12 protein-coding genes are annotated in these 17,824 nt (G+C 63.7%); 7 read left to right on the top strand and 5 right to left on the bottom strand.

Annotated elements, in window-relative coordinates; all coding sequences use genetic code 11:
* Window positions 1–18: 18 nt before the first annotated feature.
* Together JOD78_RS01835 and JOD78_RS01830 are read left to right on the top strand one after the other, a co-directional pair.
* On the top strand, window positions 19–795 hold the full coding sequence (locus tag JOD78_RS01835) for a peptidylprolyl isomerase (RefSeq protein WP_121040097.1): 777 nt from the start codon (window positions 19–21) through the stop codon (window positions 793–795).
* 504 nt (window positions 796–1,299) lie between these two features.
* Complete coding sequence (locus JOD78_RS01830) at window positions 1,300–2,409, top strand: porin (protein WP_121040093.1); 1,110 nt, start codon at window positions 1,300–1,302, stop codon at window positions 2,407–2,409.
* A gap of 182 nt (window positions 2,410–2,591) precedes the next feature.
* Here the strand turns inward: JOD78_RS01830 and purL are convergent, their stop codons facing one another.
* Window positions 2,592–6,623 carry a phosphoribosylformylglycinamidine synthase gene (gene purL, locus JOD78_RS01825; protein WP_209569021.1) on the bottom strand — a complete coding sequence of 1,344 codons (4,032 nt, stop codon included), beginning with the start codon at window positions 6,621–6,623 and terminating at the stop codon, window positions 2,592–2,594.
* A gap of 471 nt (window positions 6,624–7,094) precedes the next feature.
* Here purL and JOD78_RS01820 point away from each other — a divergent pair, with 471 nt between their 5' ends.
* The 3 genes from JOD78_RS01820 to JOD78_RS01810 all read left to right on the top strand — a co-directional run bounded on the left by JOD78_RS01820 (window position 7,095) and on the right by JOD78_RS01810 (window position 11,072).
* Complete coding sequence (locus JOD78_RS01820) at window positions 7,095–8,366, top strand: FAD-dependent oxidoreductase (protein ID WP_204725453.1); 1,272 nt, start codon at window positions 7,095–7,097, stop codon at window positions 8,364–8,366.
* A 239-nt stretch (window positions 8,367–8,605) separates the two neighbouring features.
* Entirely contained in the window at window positions 8,606–10,174 is a 1,569-nt protein-coding gene (locus JOD78_RS01815) for an NAD(P)H-hydrate dehydratase (protein ID WP_121040088.1), read from the top strand.
* Window positions 10,128–11,072, top strand: coding sequence for a DMT family transporter (locus JOD78_RS01810; RefSeq protein ID WP_121040085.1), 945 nt, complete (start codon window positions 10,128–10,130; stop codon window positions 11,070–11,072). The genes JOD78_RS01815 and JOD78_RS01810 overlap by 47 nt, the downstream gene beginning before the upstream one ends.
* 10 nt (window positions 11,073–11,082) lie before the next feature.
* On the opposite strand, the gene JOD78_RS01805 is transcribed toward JOD78_RS01810, so the two are convergent.
* Window positions 11,083–11,790 carry an ABC transporter ATP-binding protein gene (locus tag JOD78_RS01805; RefSeq protein WP_134136242.1) on the bottom strand — a complete coding sequence of 236 codons (708 nt, stop codon included), beginning with the start codon at window positions 11,788–11,790 and terminating at the stop codon, window positions 11,083–11,085.
* A gap of 64 nt (window positions 11,791–11,854) precedes the next feature.
* Between JOD78_RS01805 and JOD78_RS01800 the strand changes: the two genes are divergently transcribed.
* Window positions 11,855–12,466, top strand: coding sequence for an arylesterase (locus JOD78_RS01800; protein ID WP_121040372.1), 612 nt, complete (start codon window positions 11,855–11,857; stop codon window positions 12,464–12,466).
* An 80-nt stretch (window positions 12,467–12,546) separates the two neighbouring features.
* On the opposite strand, the gene JOD78_RS01795 is transcribed toward JOD78_RS01800, so the two are convergent.
* The 3 genes from JOD78_RS01795 to JOD78_RS01785 form a co-directional block, all read right to left on the bottom strand.
* A complete protein-coding gene (locus JOD78_RS01795) occupies window positions 12,547–13,266 on the bottom strand; it encodes a glutamine amidotransferase (RefSeq protein ID WP_039788210.1) in 720 nt (239 codons plus the stop codon).
* Window positions 13,267–13,730: 464 nt separating this feature from the next.
* Complete coding sequence (locus JOD78_RS01790; RefSeq protein ID WP_209569024.1) at window positions 13,731–15,650, bottom strand: SurA N-terminal domain-containing protein; 1,920 nt, start codon at window positions 15,648–15,650, stop codon at window positions 13,731–13,733.
* Window positions 15,651–15,862: 212 nt separating this feature from the next.
* The gene (locus tag JOD78_RS01785) at window positions 15,863–16,387 is read right to left on the bottom strand and encodes a TonB C-terminal domain-containing protein (RefSeq protein ID WP_199725023.1); all 525 of its coding nucleotides are present in this window, start codon (window positions 16,385–16,387) and stop codon (window positions 15,863–15,865) included.
* A gap of 337 nt (window positions 16,388–16,724) precedes the next feature.
* Here JOD78_RS01785 and JOD78_RS01780 point away from each other — a divergent pair, with 337 nt between their 5' ends.
* On the top strand, window positions 16,725–17,813 hold the full coding sequence (locus tag JOD78_RS01780; RefSeq protein ID WP_121040370.1) for a putative 2-aminoethylphosphonate ABC transporter ATP-binding protein: 1,089 nt from the start codon (window positions 16,725–16,727) through the stop codon (window positions 17,811–17,813).
* Window positions 17,814–17,824 lie beyond the last annotated feature (11 nt).

Here is a 17,824-nt window from a genome sequence, read left to right as displayed (position 1 = left end):
CTTTTCTAGGATTCAACAATGACATTCAAACCCGCTCGTCTGCTGGTGCTGCTGTTCGCCATCGCTTCCATCCCGGCCTTCGCTCAAAACCTGGCCGTCGTGAACGGCAAGGCGATCCCTTCCTCCCGCGCCGAACTGATGGTCAAGCAGATGACTGCGCAAGGCCAGCCTGACAGCCCGCAACTGCGCGGTGCCATCAAGGAAGAGCTGATCAATCGTGAAATCCTGATGCAGGAAGCCGACAAGCAAGGCCTGTCCAACAGCACCGACGTCAAGAACCAGCTGGAACTGGCCCGCCAGTCCATCGTCATCCGCGCCCTGATCGCTGACTACCTGAAGAAGAACCCGGTCTCCGACGCCGACATCAAGGCCGAATACGACAAGTTCAAGGCCCAGGCCGGCGACAAGGAATACCACGCCCGCCACATCCTGGTGGACAAGAAGGAAGACGCCGAGGCCATCATCGCCAAGCTGAAGGCCGGCACCAAGTTCGAAGACCTGGCCAAGCAATCCAAGGACACCGGTTCGGCAGCCAACGGTGGCGACCTCGACTGGGCGACCCCGGCCTCCTTCGTCAAGCCGTTCTCCGACGCCATGGTGGCCCTGAAGAAGGGTGACATCACCCAGACTCCGGTGCAGACCCAGTTCGGCTGGCACGTGATCAAGCTGGAAGATGTGCGCCCGGCCAAGGTCCCGACCCTGGACGAAGTCAAGCCGCAGATCGCCGAAGCCCTGCAACAGAAGAAGCTGCAGGCTTACCAGGAGCAACTGCGCGCCAAGGCCAAGGTGCAATAAGCCTGACGCCCTGATCGCCGAAGAGGACGGCCGCGCGCCCTCCTCTTCATCGCTCTCCCCGCATGCCCGGCCAGGTTTCCTTGCCGGGCATGTTGCTTTTTAGCTACGTTTGCACGCACAAGTTCTGCTTGAAACGTCAAAAAGTCGCTTGTAAACCCCGGATTTCCTCCAAAAAACCGCTGAAATTGGCTTTCCTGTCATATGGAAGACACAAATCCAGTTTCATAGCGAAGATTTATTTTTATAAAAGATTTACGCAATGAATTTTTTATAATCATATAAATTCACTAAATAATTAAAAAAGAGGAATTTTCCTGCAGCATTTCGCGCATTTTGCGAACCATCGTTCTGATATTCTTCGATCCAGTTCCAAATAGGGACAGGCTGCGGCCGGCCACGTTGAATGCGGTCGCGGCGATAAAAGAGGTGTTTCGGGGAGAGGCACACAAGGCTGATCCGCGGCGCCATCAACAACACAACATCGTGCTTTCTGGAGAGAAACCTATGAAGAAGAGTTCCATGCTGCTGCTGGCAGCCGGCCTGACCACCGGCGGCGCAGCCTTTGCCCAGTCCTCCGTGACCATCTATGGCATCGTCGACACCAGCATTCGTTATCTGAGCAATGACAATGCCCAGGGCAGCAGCAACGTGCGCATGGACAATGGCGCCATTTCCAACAGCCGTATCGGTTTCAAGGGGACCGAGGACCTGGGTGGCGGCCTGAAGGCAGTGTTCCGTCTGGAAAACGGTTTCAGCAGCGACACCGGCGCCGCCCAACAGGGTGGCCGTCTGTTCGGTCGTCAATCGTGGGTTGGCCTGGCCGGTGACTTCGGCAAGGTCTCCGTGGGCCGCCAGAACACCGCCCTGTTCGACCTGATGGCCGATCACTTCGATCCGCTGACCGTCGGCAACTACGAAACCAACTCCTGGATGCCGGCTGCCGCCACCCGCGTGCGCAGCGACAATACCGTGCGCTATGACGGCCAGTTCGGCCCCGTGGCCGCTTCCGTGAGCTACGCCTTCGGCGAGCAAGCCGGTTCGACCCGCAGCGGCAGCCAGATCAGCACCGCCCTGCGCTACAACAACGGTGGCTTCGCCATCGGTGGCGGCTTCCAGCAAACCGTCGATACCACGGCTGCACGCAACAAGGCCACGACCTACAACCTGTCGGCTTCCTACGCCTTCGGCGCGGCCAAGGTCTTCGCCGGTTACTACCGCATGAAGGACGCGACCGGCCTGAACGGTCTGTTCATGGAAACCACCAACTACTCGCTGGCCAACACCGCAGGTGGCAACACCGTCGGCGTGGAACGCAAGGATGATGGCTACTTCTTCGGTGCCAACTACCAGGCCACCGCTGCACTGAGCCTGACCGGCGGCGTGTACTACGACAAGAGCAAGAACGTGGCCTACCAGGCCCTGGGCAATGTCGGCGACGGCAAGCGTTACACCGTCGTGGGCGTGGCCGAATACGCCCTGTCCAAGCGCACCCAGCTGTACACCACCGTGGACTACAACAAGGCCAAGGATGCTGCCGTGTACGAGATCACCAACTCGGCCAACGGCAAGAGCAACCTGACCACCGTCGGCGTTGGCATTCGTCACATCTTCTGATCCGGCTTGAGGATGGCGCTTTCCTTCGGGGAAGCGCCATCATCCGACCGCGCAGCAGAAACAAAAAAACGCAGTTCCGAAAGGAACTGCGTTTTTTTTCATCCTGCTTTTTCAGCCCCTGCCCGAGTGCCCCGCACAGCGGGCAGTCGGAACAGGAAACTTCATTTCAAGCCATTTCCGGCTCAACCCACCCACTTGCGGGCATTGCGGAACATGCGCATCCACGGCGAATCCTCGCCCCACGATTCCGGGTGCCAGGATTGGGTCACGGTACGGAACACGCGTTCGGCGTGCGGCATCAGGACCGTGAAGCGGCCGTCCGGGGTGGTCACCGAGGTGATGCCCTGTGGCGAACCGTTGGGGTTAAACGGATAGGCTTCGGTGGCCGCGCCGCGATGGTCGACGTAGCGCATGGCGATGAGGGCCTTGTCGATGTCGCCGGTCTGCGAGAAGTCGGCAAAACCTTCACCGTGGGCGGTGGCGATCGGTGCCTGGGTACCGGCCATGCCCTGCATGAAGATGGACGGCGAATCGGCCACTTCCACCATCACGAAACGCGCCTCGAACTGCTCGGACTTGTTGCGGGTGAACTTGGGCCAGGCTTCCGCCCCCGGGATCATGGACTTCAGGTTGCTCATCATCTGGCAGCCGTTGCAGATGCCCAGCGAGAAGGTGTCCTGGCGCTGGAAGAAGCGCGAGAACTGCTCGGCCAGCTGCGCATTGAAGAGAATCGTCTTGGCCCAGCCTTCGCCGGCGCCCAGCACGTCACCGTAGGAGAAACCGCCCACGGCGATGAAGCCCTTGAAGTCATCCAGCTTGGCACGGTTGGCGATCAGGTCGCTCATGTGCACGTCCACGGCGGTGAAGCCGGCCTTGTGCATGGCATAGGCGGTCTCGATGTGCGAGTTCACGCCCTGCTCGCGCAGGATGGCGACCTTGGGACGCGCCGCTGCGCCCAGCGACAGGTAGGGTGCGGCGATGTCTTCCTGCGGATCGAAGGTGAGCTTGGGCGTCATGCCGGGGTCGGCTGCGTCCAGCAGGCGTTCGTATTCGGCATCGGCGCAGGCCGGGTTGTCGCGCAGTCGGGCGATGCGCCAGCTGGTCTCGCTCCAGACCCGGTGCAGCTCGGCACGCGGCTGGCTGTAGATGTTCTTGGCGTCGCGCATGAATTCGATCACGTCGCGGTCGTTGGGCTTGCCGATGATGTGGCTGCACGCGCCCAGGTTGTAGCTGCGCAGCACGTTCATGACGTCCGACTTCTGCTCGGCCGGAACCTGGATGACCGCACCCAATTCTTCGCTGAACAGTGCGCGCAGGGTCAGTTCATTGCGGCGTTCGGCCACTTGGGTGGTCCAGTTCTTGGAATCGCCCCAGTCAGCGGCATGCTCGGCTTCCATGGTCAGGATGTCGAGGTTGACCGAGATGCCGGTGTGACCTGCAAAGGCCATTTCGGCCAGGGTGGCATACAGGCCGCCATCGGAACGGTCGTGGTAGGCCAGCAGGCGGTCTTCGGTATTGAGTTGCTGAATGGCGTTGAAGAAGGCCTTCAGGTCTTCTGCGCTATCCACGTCCGGGGTCTCGTTGCCGATCTGCTGCATCACCTGCGTGAGCGCCGAGGCACCCATGCGGTTCTTGCCACGGCCCAGGTCGATCAGGATCAGGACGGTTTCGCCCTTGTCCTTGCGCAGTTGCGGGGTCAGCACGCGGCGCACGTCGGTCACCGGCGCAAAGCCGGAGACGATCAGCGAGACCGGCGAGGTCACCGATTTGGCCCCCTCTTCATCGCTCCAGGTGCTGCGCATGGACAGCGAATCCTTGCCCACCGGGATCGAGATCCCCAGTGCCGGGCACAGTTCCATGCCCACGGCCTTGACGGTGTCAAACAGCGCGGCGTCCTGGCCGGGCTGGCCGCAGGCCGCCATCCAGTTGGCCGACAGCTTGATGTCGCCGATTTCGGCGATGGGCGCGGCAGCGATGTTGGTGATGGCTTCACCGACGGCCATGCGGCCAGAAGCCGGGGCGTCGATCACGGCCAGCGGCGTACGCTCGCCCATGGCCATGGCTTCGCCGAGGTAGCCTTCCAGGCCCATGGCGGTCACGGCCACGTCAGCCACCGGTACCTGCCACGGGCCGACCATCTGGTCGCGCACGGTCATGGCACCGACGCTGCGGTCACCGATGGTGATCAGGAAGGACTTGTCGGCCACGGCCGGCAGGCGCAGCACGCGCTGGGCCACGTCCACCAGCTCCATGCCGGTCAGGTCCACCGGCGGCAATTGCTTCTCGACGTGCTGCACGTCGCGGTGCATCTTGGGCGGCTTGCCCAGCAGCACATCCATGGGCATGTCGACCGGGTTGTTGTTGTGCTCGGGGTCGATGACTTTCAGCTGGCGTTCTTCGGTGGCGGTACCGACCACGGCGAAGGGGGCGCGCTCGCGCTCGCACAGGTATTTGAACAGATCCAGGTGTTCCGGCAGGATGGCCAGCACGTAACGCTCCTGGGATTCATTGCTCCAGATCTCACGCGGAGCCAGGCCGCTTTCTTCCAGCGGCACCTTGCGCAGGTCGAAGATGGCACCGCGCTTGGCATCATTGGTGATCTCGGGAAAGGCGTTGGACAGGCCGCCCGCACCCACGTCGTGGATGGACTGGATGGGATTGTCGTCACCCAGCGCCCAGCAGGCATTGATGACTTCCTGGGCACGGCGCTCCATTTCCGGGTTGCCGCGCTGGACCGAATCGAAGTCCAGATCGGCAGTATTCACGCCGGTAGCCATCGAGGACGCAGCACCACCGCCCATGCCGATGCGCATGCCGGGGCCGCCCAGCTGGATCAGCAGGCTGCCCACCGGCAGGTCGTTCTTTTTGGTGTGCTTGGCGGAGATGTTGCCCATGCCGCCGGCGATCATGATGGGCTTGTGATAGCCCATGACCTGCCCGCCCACGTTCTGCTCGTAGGTGCGGAAGTAACCGCCCAGGTTGGGACGGCCGAATTCGTTGTTGAAGGCCGCGCCACCGAGCGGGCCGTCGATCATGATCTGCAGGGGCGAAGCGATGCGCTCCGGCTTGCCGTAGATGCCGCCCTGGGCGTGTTCATCGCGCTGGTCCACCGGCTGGGCGACGTCGCGGGCGTTTTCCCACGGCTGCACCGCATGCGTGACCATCAGGTTGGACACGGTAAAGCCGGTCAGACCGGCCTTGGGCTTGGAGCCACGGCCGGTCGCACCTTCGTCGCGGATCTCGCCGCCGGCGCCGGTGGAGGCACCCGGGAACGGGGAGATGGCGGTCGGGTGGTTGTGGGTCTCGACCTTCATCAGGATGTGGGTCAGCTCGTCCGAAGCTTCATACACGTTGCCCTTGGTGGCACCACGCTGGTAGAAGCGCGAAACGGTCGCGCCCTCGATGATGGAGGAGTTGTCCGAATAGGCCACCACGGTGCCCTTGGGCGCCAGTTGATGGGTGTTCTTGATCATGCCGAACAGCGACTTGTCCTGCTTTTCGCCGTCGATGGTCCAGTCGGCATTGAAGATCTTGTGGCGGCAGTGTTCGCTGTTGGCCTGGGCGAACATCATCAGTTCGACATCGGTCGGATTGCGCTGGGCCTTGGTGAAGGCGTCCACCAGGTAATCGATTTCGTCATCCGACAGGGCCAGGCCCAGTTCGGTGTTGGCGCGTTCCAGCGCGGCACGGCCGCCGCCGATCACGTCCACCGATTCCAGCGGCTTGGCCTGCAGTTCCGAGAACAGGCCGGCGGCGTCCTGCGGATCGCGCAGCAAGGTTTCGGTCATGCGGTCGTGCAGCAGCGCGGCCACGGCCGGGATGCTGGCTTCATTCAGTTTCTTGGTCCCCCCCAGCAGGCCGGTCTTGACCTGCACGCGGAAGATGATGCCGCGCTCGACCCGGTGGATGTGGCCCATGCCGCAGTTGCGCACGATGTCGGTGGCCTTGCTGGCCCACGGCGAGATGGTACCGAAGCGCGGGATCACCACGAAGGCATCGCCCTCGTCGCTGCCATTGAAGGGATCGCCATAGGTCAGCAGGCCGTTGAGGCGTGCCTCGTCCTCCCGCGTCAGGGCCTGGGCCTGGCCGGCGTCGACGAAGTGCAGATAGCGGCCGGATACGCCGGTGATGGCGGCATCCACTGCTTGCAATTGGGTCAGAAGGCGTTGGGTACGGAAAGCGGAAAGGGCATTGGAGCCCGGCAGGATCAGCATGGCGAGGTCGAGGCAGTTAGCTTGAATCGGGAAAACCGTCGCAGCATCGCGGCAGGGACCGGTCCACCGACACCAACCGCCCCGGATGACGCATCGCACAAGGAAAAATCGTGCAGGTCGGGGACTGGCGGAATGATGGATCGTGCGCGCGTTTGCTGGCAGAGCCGGCATTATACAGTGGACACCGCGCCAAGTCCCGCGCAAAGCGAGCGGTGGGGCCGCGCTGCCTCCAAGCGGGCGGCAGCGCGATGCAGCAGACCGCTGTCATCCGCGCCGTGTCGCCAGACGTTGTCATTTGGAGCAGAAAATGTCCCCCCCCTTTCGGGCAGGACGCACGTAGCCCTGCGGCAATATCCAAACTGCAAGGAAATTTCGCGGTATCATTCGGCCCGCATCGGCGCAGGGCCAGCCCGGCGATCCATGGCCGATGCCCACGACCACAGCGGCCCTGCCGCTTCCAAGACGAACAGAGTGAACAGCACACAACGACAGATCGCCGTCATCGGCGGGGGACTTTCAGGGATTTGCAGCGCCTACTTCCTGGCCGCCAGAGGCTATGAAGTTGCCGTCATCGAGCGCCGTGCGCACGTGGCCGAAGAAGCCACCTTCGGCGATTCAGGATTATTGGCACCGGGGGCGGCCATGCCGCTGACATTACCGGGTGCCATGGCGACCTTCGCCTGCCGCTTCCAGGACGAGCCGCGGGTCCTGCTGGCCCCCGGGACCGATTTCGGCCGCCGGCGCTGGATGCGCGCCACGCGCCAGGCCCAGCACCACGATTTTGCCGGGAACAAGCTGCGCCTGACGCGCCTGTCGGCCTACGGCCAGAGCCTGACCCTGCAATTGCAGGCCCATCACAACCTGGACCATGAAAATGGCCAGGGCGTGTTCCACCTCTTCCGCCAACCTGCCGAAGCGGCCCGTATGGCGCAGCTGGAGGAAGCCGCCGGCCAATGCGAGTTCAAGCACCAGGCCCTGGACGCGGCCGGCATCCGCACACTGGAACCGGCCTTCTCGTCGGAAGCGAAGCTCTCCGGCGCGCTCTACTACCCGGAAGACATGGCCGGCAACTGCGTGCTGTTTGCCAAGCAGATGCGCAATGCGGCCCAGGAGCTGGGGGTGAGCTTCCATTTCGATTCCACCGTCACCTCGATCAACGCCGAATTCGGCGGCCGCCTGACGCTGCACGTCAGCTCGCCTCATCTGGCCTCGCAAATGCGGGTTGATGCCGTGGTGGTGGCAGCCGGCATGTCCAGCGCCGAACTGCTGCGTCCGCTCGATACCGACCTGCCGCTGCTGGCCCTGCAGAGCTATTCGGCACTGGTACCGGTGAAAAATCCGGATGATGCACCCAGCATGGCCCTGCATGACGACAGCTACAAGGTCAGCATGACGCGCCTGGGCAGCCGCATCCGCATCAGTGGCCTGCTGGGCTTCGTGCCGCAGAGCCAGACCTTGCCGCCCAAGGCGCTGCGCAACCTGCTCAAGATTGCCGGCGACTATTACCCCAATGCCGCCAACTACAACCAGGCGCATTTCTGGAGCAATACCATGGCCCTGCTGCCGCACGGCCTGCCTGTGGTGGGACCGACGCGGCAAGGCAACGTCTTCGTCAACGTCGGCCACGGTGCCACCGGCTGGGCCGCCAGCGTCGGTTCGGCGCGCCTGTTGTGCGACATGATCAGCGGCGATGACAGCGAAATCCCGGTCGAAGGCTTGCTGCCGCGCGACGTGCTCGGCTGAGCGAGCAGTTGCCGAACCACGCGGTGCAGGCCGACCGCGTGCATTCTTTTCATCGATGAAAATCGCCGAAGCGCCTGCGCTGGCAGAACAATTCACTTAAAATCAAGCACCCGCGTGACCAGCGCTTGAGCAGGTGAATTTTTCTGCACTTGGCTTCCCAGCGCCGATCTTGCGCGGGGTTCCAGCGATCTGCCTGCTGCACTCACGCCCATCCACTCAACGTCCCTGCCACCCCGATCATGAGCGCGCTCCATTCCGTTGCCGAGATCCGCCAGGTTGAACAAGCGGCCCTGTCCGCCCTGCCTCCTTACACCCTCATGCAGCGCGCCGGCGCCGCCATCGCCGAGCAGGCCCAGCAATTGCTGTGCTCGACCACGGCCTCCTCGCCCTCGGTGCTGGTCCTGGCCGGTCCCGGCAACAATGGCGGTGACGCACTGGAAGCCGCCTGCCTGCTGGAAGAAGCCGGCATCGAAGTGAGCGTGCAACTGCACGCTGATGAAAGCCGCCAGCCTGCCGATGCGCGCCGTGCCCTGGCACGGGCGCGCGAGGCCGAGCTGGAGTTCATTGAAGGAACGGGGGATGTCCCGCTGCGCGCCCGCTCCTGGGCGCTGGTGATCGACGGACTGTTCGGCATCGGCCTGACGCGCCCGCCCGGCCCGGCCCTGCGGCCCATCATCGAGTACATCAACAGCCTGCGCTGCCCGGTGCTGTCCATCGATGTCCCCAGCGGACTGAATGCCGATACCGGCAGCATTGTGGGCGGCCGCGAGGGCGTGGCGGTGCAGGCCACCCATACCCTGAGCTTCATCGGCGACAAGCCCGGACTGCACACCTGTGACGGCAGCGACCACAGCGGCCAGATCGTGGTCGACGCGCTGGAGATCGACACCGCCCTGCTGCCGCCGGCGCGTGCCTTCCTGAATGGTCCGCAGAGTTTTGCCACCGCGCTCAAGCCGCGTGCCAACAACAGCCACAAGGGCAGCTACGGCGACGTCATCGTGGTCGGCGGGGCGCGCGGCATGGCCGGTGCGCCGGTGCTGGCGGCGCGCACCGCCGCCTTCGGCGGAGCCGGACGGGTCTATGTGGCCTTCGTCGACGATGGCCCGGCCTATGACGACAAGCACCCCGAACTGATGTTCCGCCTGGCCGACCGTGTCGAATTCGGCGCCAGCGCAGCGCTGGTGATCGGCCCCGGCCTGGGTACCTCGCGCCATGCGCATGACATCCTGGCGCGGGCGCTCGACAGCGAAGCCGACATCGTGGTCGATGCCGACGCCCTGAACCTGATCTCGGCCGAACCCACGCTGCAGCACAAGCTGCATCGCCGCAGCCAGCGCAGCAAGGAGGCCTGCAGCATCATCACGCCCCATCCGCTGGAGGCAGCACGCCTGCTCGACAGCACTACCCAGCAAATCCAGCAGGACCGCCCGCAGGCCGCACGCCTGCTGGCACGCCAGTTCAACGCCATCACCGTGCTCAAGGGCGCGGGGACCGTCATTGCCTTCCCCGATGGCGAGATCGCCATCAACCCCAGCGGCAATCCTGCGCTGTCCACGGCCGGCACCGGCGACGTGCTGTCAGGCTTGTGTGGCGCGCTGCTGGCGCAGGGCTGGCCGACCCGGGCAGCGGCACTGGCGGCCACCTGGATCCACGGCGCCGCCGCCGACCAGTTGGTGGCGGCCGGCCAGGGCCCGGTGGGGCTGACCGCCAGCGAATTCATCCCGGCCATCCGTGCCGTGTTCAACCAGATCCTCCGAGACCATGTCCAGCGCCGTCCTGCCTTACATCCGCATCGCCCACAACCATAAGCTGGGCATCATTTTCCTCATCGCGGGCCTGTGGACGCTGTCCTTGCTCGATACGGCCGGCAAGCTGCTGGCGCTGGCCGGGTATCACGTGGTGATGATTGCGTGGATGCGCTACACCATCAACCTGTTCTTCATGGCGGCCACGCTGGCACCGCTCTACCGGCGGCGTCACGGGCGCAGCATCCTGAAGTCGAACCGGCTGGGACTGCAGTTGGGGCGCGGCGCACTGCTGCTGGCCTCGACGCTGATTTTCTTCTCGGTGTTGAAGATCGTACCGCTGGCCGAAGGCACGGCCATGAACTTCTGCGCGCCCATGATCGTGCTGGCGATCTCTCCCTGGCTGCTGGGCGAGCGCAGCTATCTGTCACGCTGGATTGCGGTGCTGATCGGTTTTACGGGCATGCTGATCGTGATCCGCCCCAGCGGCGACATCCCGCCGGTGGGCGTGGCGCTGGGCCTGGTCTCGGCCTTCACCCAAGCCTTGCTATCCATCCTCAACCGCAAGGCCAGCCAGGCGGACAATCCGATGGTGACGCTGTTCTATGGCGCGCTGGTGGGCAGCATCGTCTCGACGCTGCTGGTGCCCTTCTTCTGGACCAGCCATACGCCGACGGTGGTGGAACTGGCGATCCTGGTGTCGACCGGCATCACCAGCACCATCGGCCATTTCCTGCAGAACTCGGCCTACCGGCACGCGGAAGCCTCGGTGCTCACGCCCTTCTTCTACGCCCAGATCATCTCGGCCTGCGGCATGGGCTGGCTGGTCTTCGGGCAGTTCCCGGACCAGATCACGGTACTGGGCATTGCCATCATCTGCGCCAGCGGCATCGGCATTGCCTATATCGAACACAAGCGGGCGCACCCGCTGCCGCCGGCCGATCCGATGGAATCCGTCTGATCGGTCGGATTTACTTCACCAGCCGCCCGGCCGCGATGGTCAGGGTGCGCTCGCAGCGCGCCGCGATGCCGGGGTCATGGGTCACCAGCACCAGGGTGGAGCCGCGCTCGCGGTTCAGTTCGAACATCAGCTGGATGACCGATTCTCCTGTCGCCGCATCGAGGCTGCCAGTCGGTTCATCGGCAAACAGCAACGGCGGTTCGGTCACGAAGGCGCGTGCCAGCGCCACCCGCTGCTGCTCACCGCCGGAGAGGTATTTGGGATAGTGCTTCAGCCTGCTGCCCAGGCCGACCCGGCCCAGCATCTGCTCGGCCTTGGCCCGCGCTTGGCCATCACCGCGCAGTTCCAGCGGCAGCATCACGTTTTCCAAGGCATTGAGGTGCCCGAGCAACTGGAAGGACTGGAACACGAACCCCAGCTTGCGCTTTCTCAGCAGCGCCCGGCCGTCTTCGTCGAGGGCATAGATGTCTTCGCCATCAAGCCGGACGGAACCTTCGCTGGGCGTATCCAGTCCAGCCAACAGGCCCAGCAAGGTGGACTTGCCGGAGCCGGAGGCGCCGACGATGGCCACCGTGGTCCCGGCGGCCACGGTAAAATCGATGTCGCTCAGGATGGTCAGCCGGCCGGCAGGCGCGGAGACATCGGCAACGTGTTTGGATAACTGAAGGACTTCAATGGCGGCAATGACGGCGGAACTGGCAGGAGCGGAAGCAGGCATGCAGGGCAATCGGGCAAGAGGGTCCGGAACAGGGGCGAGGCGCAAGGCGCTGTTGGGCGCGGCAGTGCGGCTGCTGGCGGGCGTCGCGCTGGTGGTTGCGGCGACGAGCGCTTATTCTGCCCCAAAAAACCTGCTCGTGCTCGGCGACAGCCTCTCGGCCGAATACGGGCTGCAGCGCGGCACCGGCTGGACCGGACTGCTGCAGCAGCGGCTGCAACAGAGCAAGGCGGATTACCGGGTGGTCAACGCCAGCATCAGCGGCGACACCACCATCGGCGGGCGCAACCGCTTGCCGGCGCTGATGACGCAGCACAAGCCGGAGGTCCTGGTGATCGAACTGGGCGCCAACGATGCCCTGCGCGGCCTGCCGCTGAAGACCAGCCAGGACAACCTGCAGGCCATGATCAACCTGGCGCGCCAGCAGAAGGCCAAGGTGCTGCTGGTGGGCATGCAGATTCCGCCCAATTACGGCCCCGACTACACGCGCCGCTTCGCAGGGATGTTCCAGGAGCTGGCCAAGAGCAACAAGGTGGCACTGGTGCCGTTCTTCTTCGAGGGGATTGCCGCCGATCTTTCGCTGTTCCAGGCCGACCGCATCCATCCCAATGAACAGGCCCAGCCCAGGCTGCTGGACAATGTGTGGCCGTATCTGAAGCCGCTGGTCGGGGTGAAGTAAGCCTCCTCAGCGCAGCAACACAAAACAAAGCCCCTGTGCCATCGCTGGTCGCAGGGGCTATTTCATTGAGCGCAGGCGCTTCAATGCCGCGCGTACAACTCCAGGAATCGCCGCAGCAATCCGGTCGATTGCGGCGTGTCACACACCTTCTCGCACAGCGCCTGGGCATCGATGCCACAGCCACGATAGATATCGGTGTAGTAATGCAGGTGCGCCCGCACGAACTCCGGCGAAAACTCGGGATGGAACTGGGTCGAATAGACGTTGTGCTTGTGCTTGATGACGTGGTGGGGATCCATCGGCGAACGCGCCATGACGATGGCATCCTTGGGCGGACGCAGCACCGACTGCATGTGCAGCATGTGGGCCGGGAACTCCGAAGGCAGCACGCCCAGCAATTCATCCTGGCGGCAGCATTCCAGCGTCTTCACGTGCATGGTGCCGGCCGCGCGGCCGGCCGGGTTGTAGCCGACTTCGCCGCCAAAGGCGTGGGTCAGCAGCTGGTGGCCGTAGCAGATGCCAAACATGGGGGTGTCGAGCTCGGCAGCGTCGCGGATCCATTCGGCGGTCCGTTCGCTCCAGTCTTCCTTGTCGGTCACCATGGCCGGTGAGCCGGTGATGAAGACTGCCCGGTAGCTGCGCGGGCAGGACGGGCGCTGGCCTTCATAAACGGTGACGACTTCGATCTCGGTGTGGCACAGGCCGGCAGCGCAGCCTATCTGGTCGGCGTAACCACCGTAGTTGGTCTTGAGGGCGGGATTGGCATCGCCGGTTTGTATGATCAGGACTGGGGCAGGCATAAAAACGTGGTCGTATTCAGGGCAAGACTCGCATCGGACGTACTCCTCGTGGAAATACCCCCTGCGATGCTTTTCGAATGTCGACTGGAGAAAGCGACAACAAGTACGGCAGCCGTTTGTTTCCGAAACGGCGCAACATGACGTGCGGATGACAGGAAATTCATCTCGACAGCACAAAAACTGCCTTTTCCCGCTAGATGGAAAGCTGACGAAACGCCAACGGCGATGGAAGAAATGAAGCGGATTCCCCGGTGCCGGCTCCCTTGTGCATCCCGCCCGAATGCAGCGCCGGTGTCCATGATGAAACAAAAAGGGCCGCTGGAAAAGCGGCCCGTGTAAATTTTTTAGTAAATTGTGGCAGTCATGCCGACAATTCCCCGCCTTGGGGCGGCACTGCGCACCGATTCACGATCCCGGTGCGCCCTCTGCACGCATTGCCCCAAAGGCGGGCCATGCCCTTCACCTTACTTGGCGGCGTCATCCGCGCTGACGGCGGCGGCGCCCTTCAACAGCTTGGTCTTGGCCTTCTCGCGCAGATAGTCCAGGTAACCCAGTGCTTCCTGCTGCGACAAGGCGGCGGTGATCTGTTCCTGCTCGGCCTTGCGGCGCGCGGTGTCGACCGTCTTGGGCGGTTCCACCTTGGTGATGCGGTAGATCTGGTAGCCCATGCCCGGGGTCTCGGCACCGACGTAGGCCGGCAGCTTGGCGGTATCGGCCTTCATGACGGCGTTGAAGGCTTCCTGGGTCCAGCCCTCGGACTTCACGCGCGAGACCACCTTGGCGTCGCTGAAACCAGTCGCATCATCCTTGGCTTGCAGCTGGGCCAGGCGTTCCTGGCCGGCCTTGACCGCCAGCGACTGCTCTTCGGCCAACAGAACGGCCTTCTGCACATCGGCCTTGACTTCCTCGAACGGACGCTTGGCCACCGGCTTGTAGCTGGTCATGCGGCCGGCCACCAGGGTGTTGGGGGCGGTCTGCACGGCTTCGGTATTGTGCTTGGCCTTGATCACGTCGTCGGTGAACAGGGCGGCCAGGAACTTGCCATTGTTGTACGGCGCAGCGCCGGCAGCTGGATTCGGATTGCGGGTGACGCCCGAGGCGGTCTGGATCTTCAGCTTGAGCTTGTCGGAGACGGCCTTGAGGCTGTCGCCGTTTTCATAGACCAGGTTGTTGAACTGGTCGGCCATTTCGGAATACTTCTTGGCGGCGATCTGCTTCTTGATCTCGGCTCCGATCTCGGCCTTGACCGACTCCAGCGGCTTGACGGCGGCCGGCTTGATGCCGGTCACTTCGATGACGTGATAGCCGAAGTCAGACTCGACCGGATCGCTAATCTCACCCTGCTTCAGGCTGAAAGCGGCATCGGCGAAGGGTTTGACCATCGCGCCACGGCTGAAGTAACCCAGGTCGCCGCCATTGTCGGCCGAGCCCGGATCCTGCGAATTGGCCTTGGCCAGCTTGGCGAAGTCGCCCGGGTTCTTGCGCAGCTGCGCCACCAGGCCTTCGGCCTTGGTCTTGGCGGCAGCCTTGTCGGCGGCCGACGCATCCTTCTTGACGGTGATCAGGATGTGGCTGGCACGACGCTGTTCTTCGGTGGCGTACTGCTTCTGGTTCTGCTCGTAGTAGGCCTTGATGTCGTCATCGGTGACGCTGGCCTGGGCGGCCACGGCAGCGGCATCCAGCACCACGTATTCGATGTCGGCCTGTTCCGGAGTCTCGAAACGGGCGCCGTTCTTGTCGTAGTAGGCCTTGAGCATGTCGTCGCTCACCTTGACCTGGCCGGCGTAGCTGTCCGGCTTGAAGTTGAGCATCTGGACCGTGCGCTCCTGGTCGTTCAGGCTGGACAGGTTCTCGGCCACGGTCTTGGGGGCGAAGGCGGTGGTCTGGATGGCGGCATTGAGCTGCTGCAGGGCCATCTCGCGGCGCAGGCCGGCTTCGTAGGATTTCTGGGTCATGCCCTGGGCCGCCAGCAGCACGCGATACTGCTCATTGTCAAAGCTGCCGTCCGGCTTGGTCAGGCCGGGGATCTGCAGGATGCTTTGCTGCAGCACCTGGTCCGGCACCACCAGCTTGCTGGCCACCACTTCGGCACCCAGGGCGCGCTGGGCGATCAGGTTGTCGAGGATGGCACGGCGCGCCTGCGGGCTGTCGAAGATCTTGCTGTCGAACTGATTGCCGTACACCTGGCGCATGCGGTCCAGCTGCTGGCGATGCGCGGCATCCCACTCTTCCTTGGTGATGGTCTGGCCGGCCACCTTGGCCACGCCGTTGTCGTCGGTCAGGCGGCTGTAGCCTTCCAGGCCGAAGAAAGCGAACGACGGGAAGATGAACAGCAGCAGCAGGAACTGCATCAGACGCTGGTGAGTACGAATGAAATCAAACATGTATAGCCAATCAATAAACGATCTGGTCAATGAAGGACAGCGGGGTTCAGCGCAGACTGCCGCTGGTGCGCGCCCATAAGAAAAAAGGCGAACTCGCGTTCGCCCTGATCCGGCGCAGGCCCGTCAGGCCCGGGAGACACAACGCACACCGTCGTGCTCGCGCGACATTATACACATGCCAATGCCGGGCGGCATCTTTGGCAAGGCTGCCGCTAGCGGTCCATCTGGGCCAGGGCCACGCTGCGCAACTGGAAGCGGCCGTCGTTGTTGAACAGCCAGCTCTCCGACAGTTCGATGCGGCCCTGCTTGAGCAGCGCCGGCGGCGGCTTGGGGAAGGGCGTGGCCGATTTCAGGCTGCCCAGGGCGCTGGCTTCGGCGTGCTTGTCGCGGTTGCTGCGCAGGATCTCGCTCTTGACCAGATTGCCGTCGCCATCGACCACGTACTTGATGACGATCACCGAGCGCAGCAAGGCCTGGGGGCGTTCCACGTAGACACTGGTGAAGTTGACCTGCGAAATGCGTTTGGCCAGGTCGACCTTGTAGCCATCCACGGACGTCGCTGTGGAGGTGGCGTCCTCGGTGGTCTTCTTCTGCTCGATCAGGGAGCGCGCCAGCGCATCACGCTCCTGCTGGGTGCTCTCGGGTGCGGAGCAGGCCGCCAGCATGGCAGCAATGCCCAAGCCCGACATCGCCAGGCGCACGCCCGGCCGGCGGGCGGGCCTACCGTATTTATTCATTTTCTCCTCCTGATCACTGGCCGATCTTGCTTCACTCGCCGCATGGCGTCAATGAATGATCGGACCGAATTTGGACAGCGTTGCGCCGCCCGGATTCCCTCGCCGCGAGAGCTTCCAAGATGATCCATAGCTTCAATCTATAGCAAGGATTCCGGGCTGCTATCACAGCAGGGGGTGTCATCCAGCAGTCATATTTGGCCCGTACCATCCGCTTGCCTCTGAACGGGCCAGTCCATCCGGCGAAAGTCCGCATGGGGACTGCCTTTGGGCAACATCGCGAACCAGCTGGAAACCCTCCGAAATGATGCAGACACCCTCTTCCGCCGCCGCCCTTGCGATGCCGGTTTGCCCGCCTGATGACACCGACGGCAACGCGCGTTTCCTGTCGGTGCGCGGCATCGACAAGCGTTTCGGCGCCTTCACCGCGCTGGACGGCGTTTCGCTGGAAGTGCGCCAAGGCGAGATGGTCTGCCTTCTGGGTCCCTCGGGCTGCGGCAAGACCACCCTGCTGCGCACCATCGCCGGCCTGGAGCGCCAGGATGCCGGCCAGATCTTCGCCGCTGGCCGCGACATTTCCGATCTGCCGCCGCAATCGCGCGATTACGGCATCCTGTTCCAGTCCTACGCCCTCTTCCCGAATCTGACCGTGGCCGACAACGTCGCCTACGGCCTGCGCAATATGAAGCGCCAGGCACGCCAGGAGCGCGTCACGGAAATGCTCTCCATGGTCGGCCTGGCCGGCAGCCAATCCAAGTATCCCGGCCAGCTTTCAGGCGGCCAGCAGCAACGGGTGGCCCTGGCGCGCGCGCTGGCCCCCTCGCCTTCGCTGCTGTTGCTCGACGAACCGCTCTCGGCCCTGGACGCGCAGGTGCGCGAACACCTGCAACTGGAAATCCGCCGCCTGCAGAAGCAATTCCGCATCACTACCCTGATGGTCACGCACGATCAGGAAGAAGCCATGGTCATGGCCGACCGCATCGCCGTCATGCAGCATGGCCGCATCGAACAGTTCGGCACGCCCGCCGAGATCTACCGTCGCCCGGCCACGCCCTTCGTGGCGGATTTCATCGGCCACGCCAACTGGCTGCCGTTTTCGCGCATCTCGGGTTCGCAGGTCACGGTCGGGGCCTTGCGCTTCGAAGTCCGCCCTGAAGAAGCGGAGCTGCAAACCGGCCGCCTGTTCTGCCGCCCCGAAGCCGTGGAACTGTTTGCTACCGAGTCCTGCGCCAACCGCTTCCAGGCGCGCGTGATCGATCGCATCTATCTCGGCAACCGCTATCGCCTGGCCTTGGCGGCCGATGCCCTGCCGGGCCAGACGCTGCTGGCCGATGTCAGCGGTGAATCGCACGAGCGCCTGGCCGATTTGCCGGCGCACGACGGACTGTGGGTGGCGCTGCCGCGTCAGGCCCTGCAGGTCTTTGCCTGAGCCGGACCGTT

This window comes from Herbaspirillum sp. 1130 (genome assembly GCF_017833835.1).
Lineage (GTDB): Bacteria > Pseudomonadota > Gammaproteobacteria > Burkholderiales > Burkholderiaceae_D > Herbaspirillum > Herbaspirillum huttiense.
The sequence above is the reverse complement of the archived record's forward strand: the minus strand, read 5'-3'. Positions and strand labels throughout refer to the sequence as shown.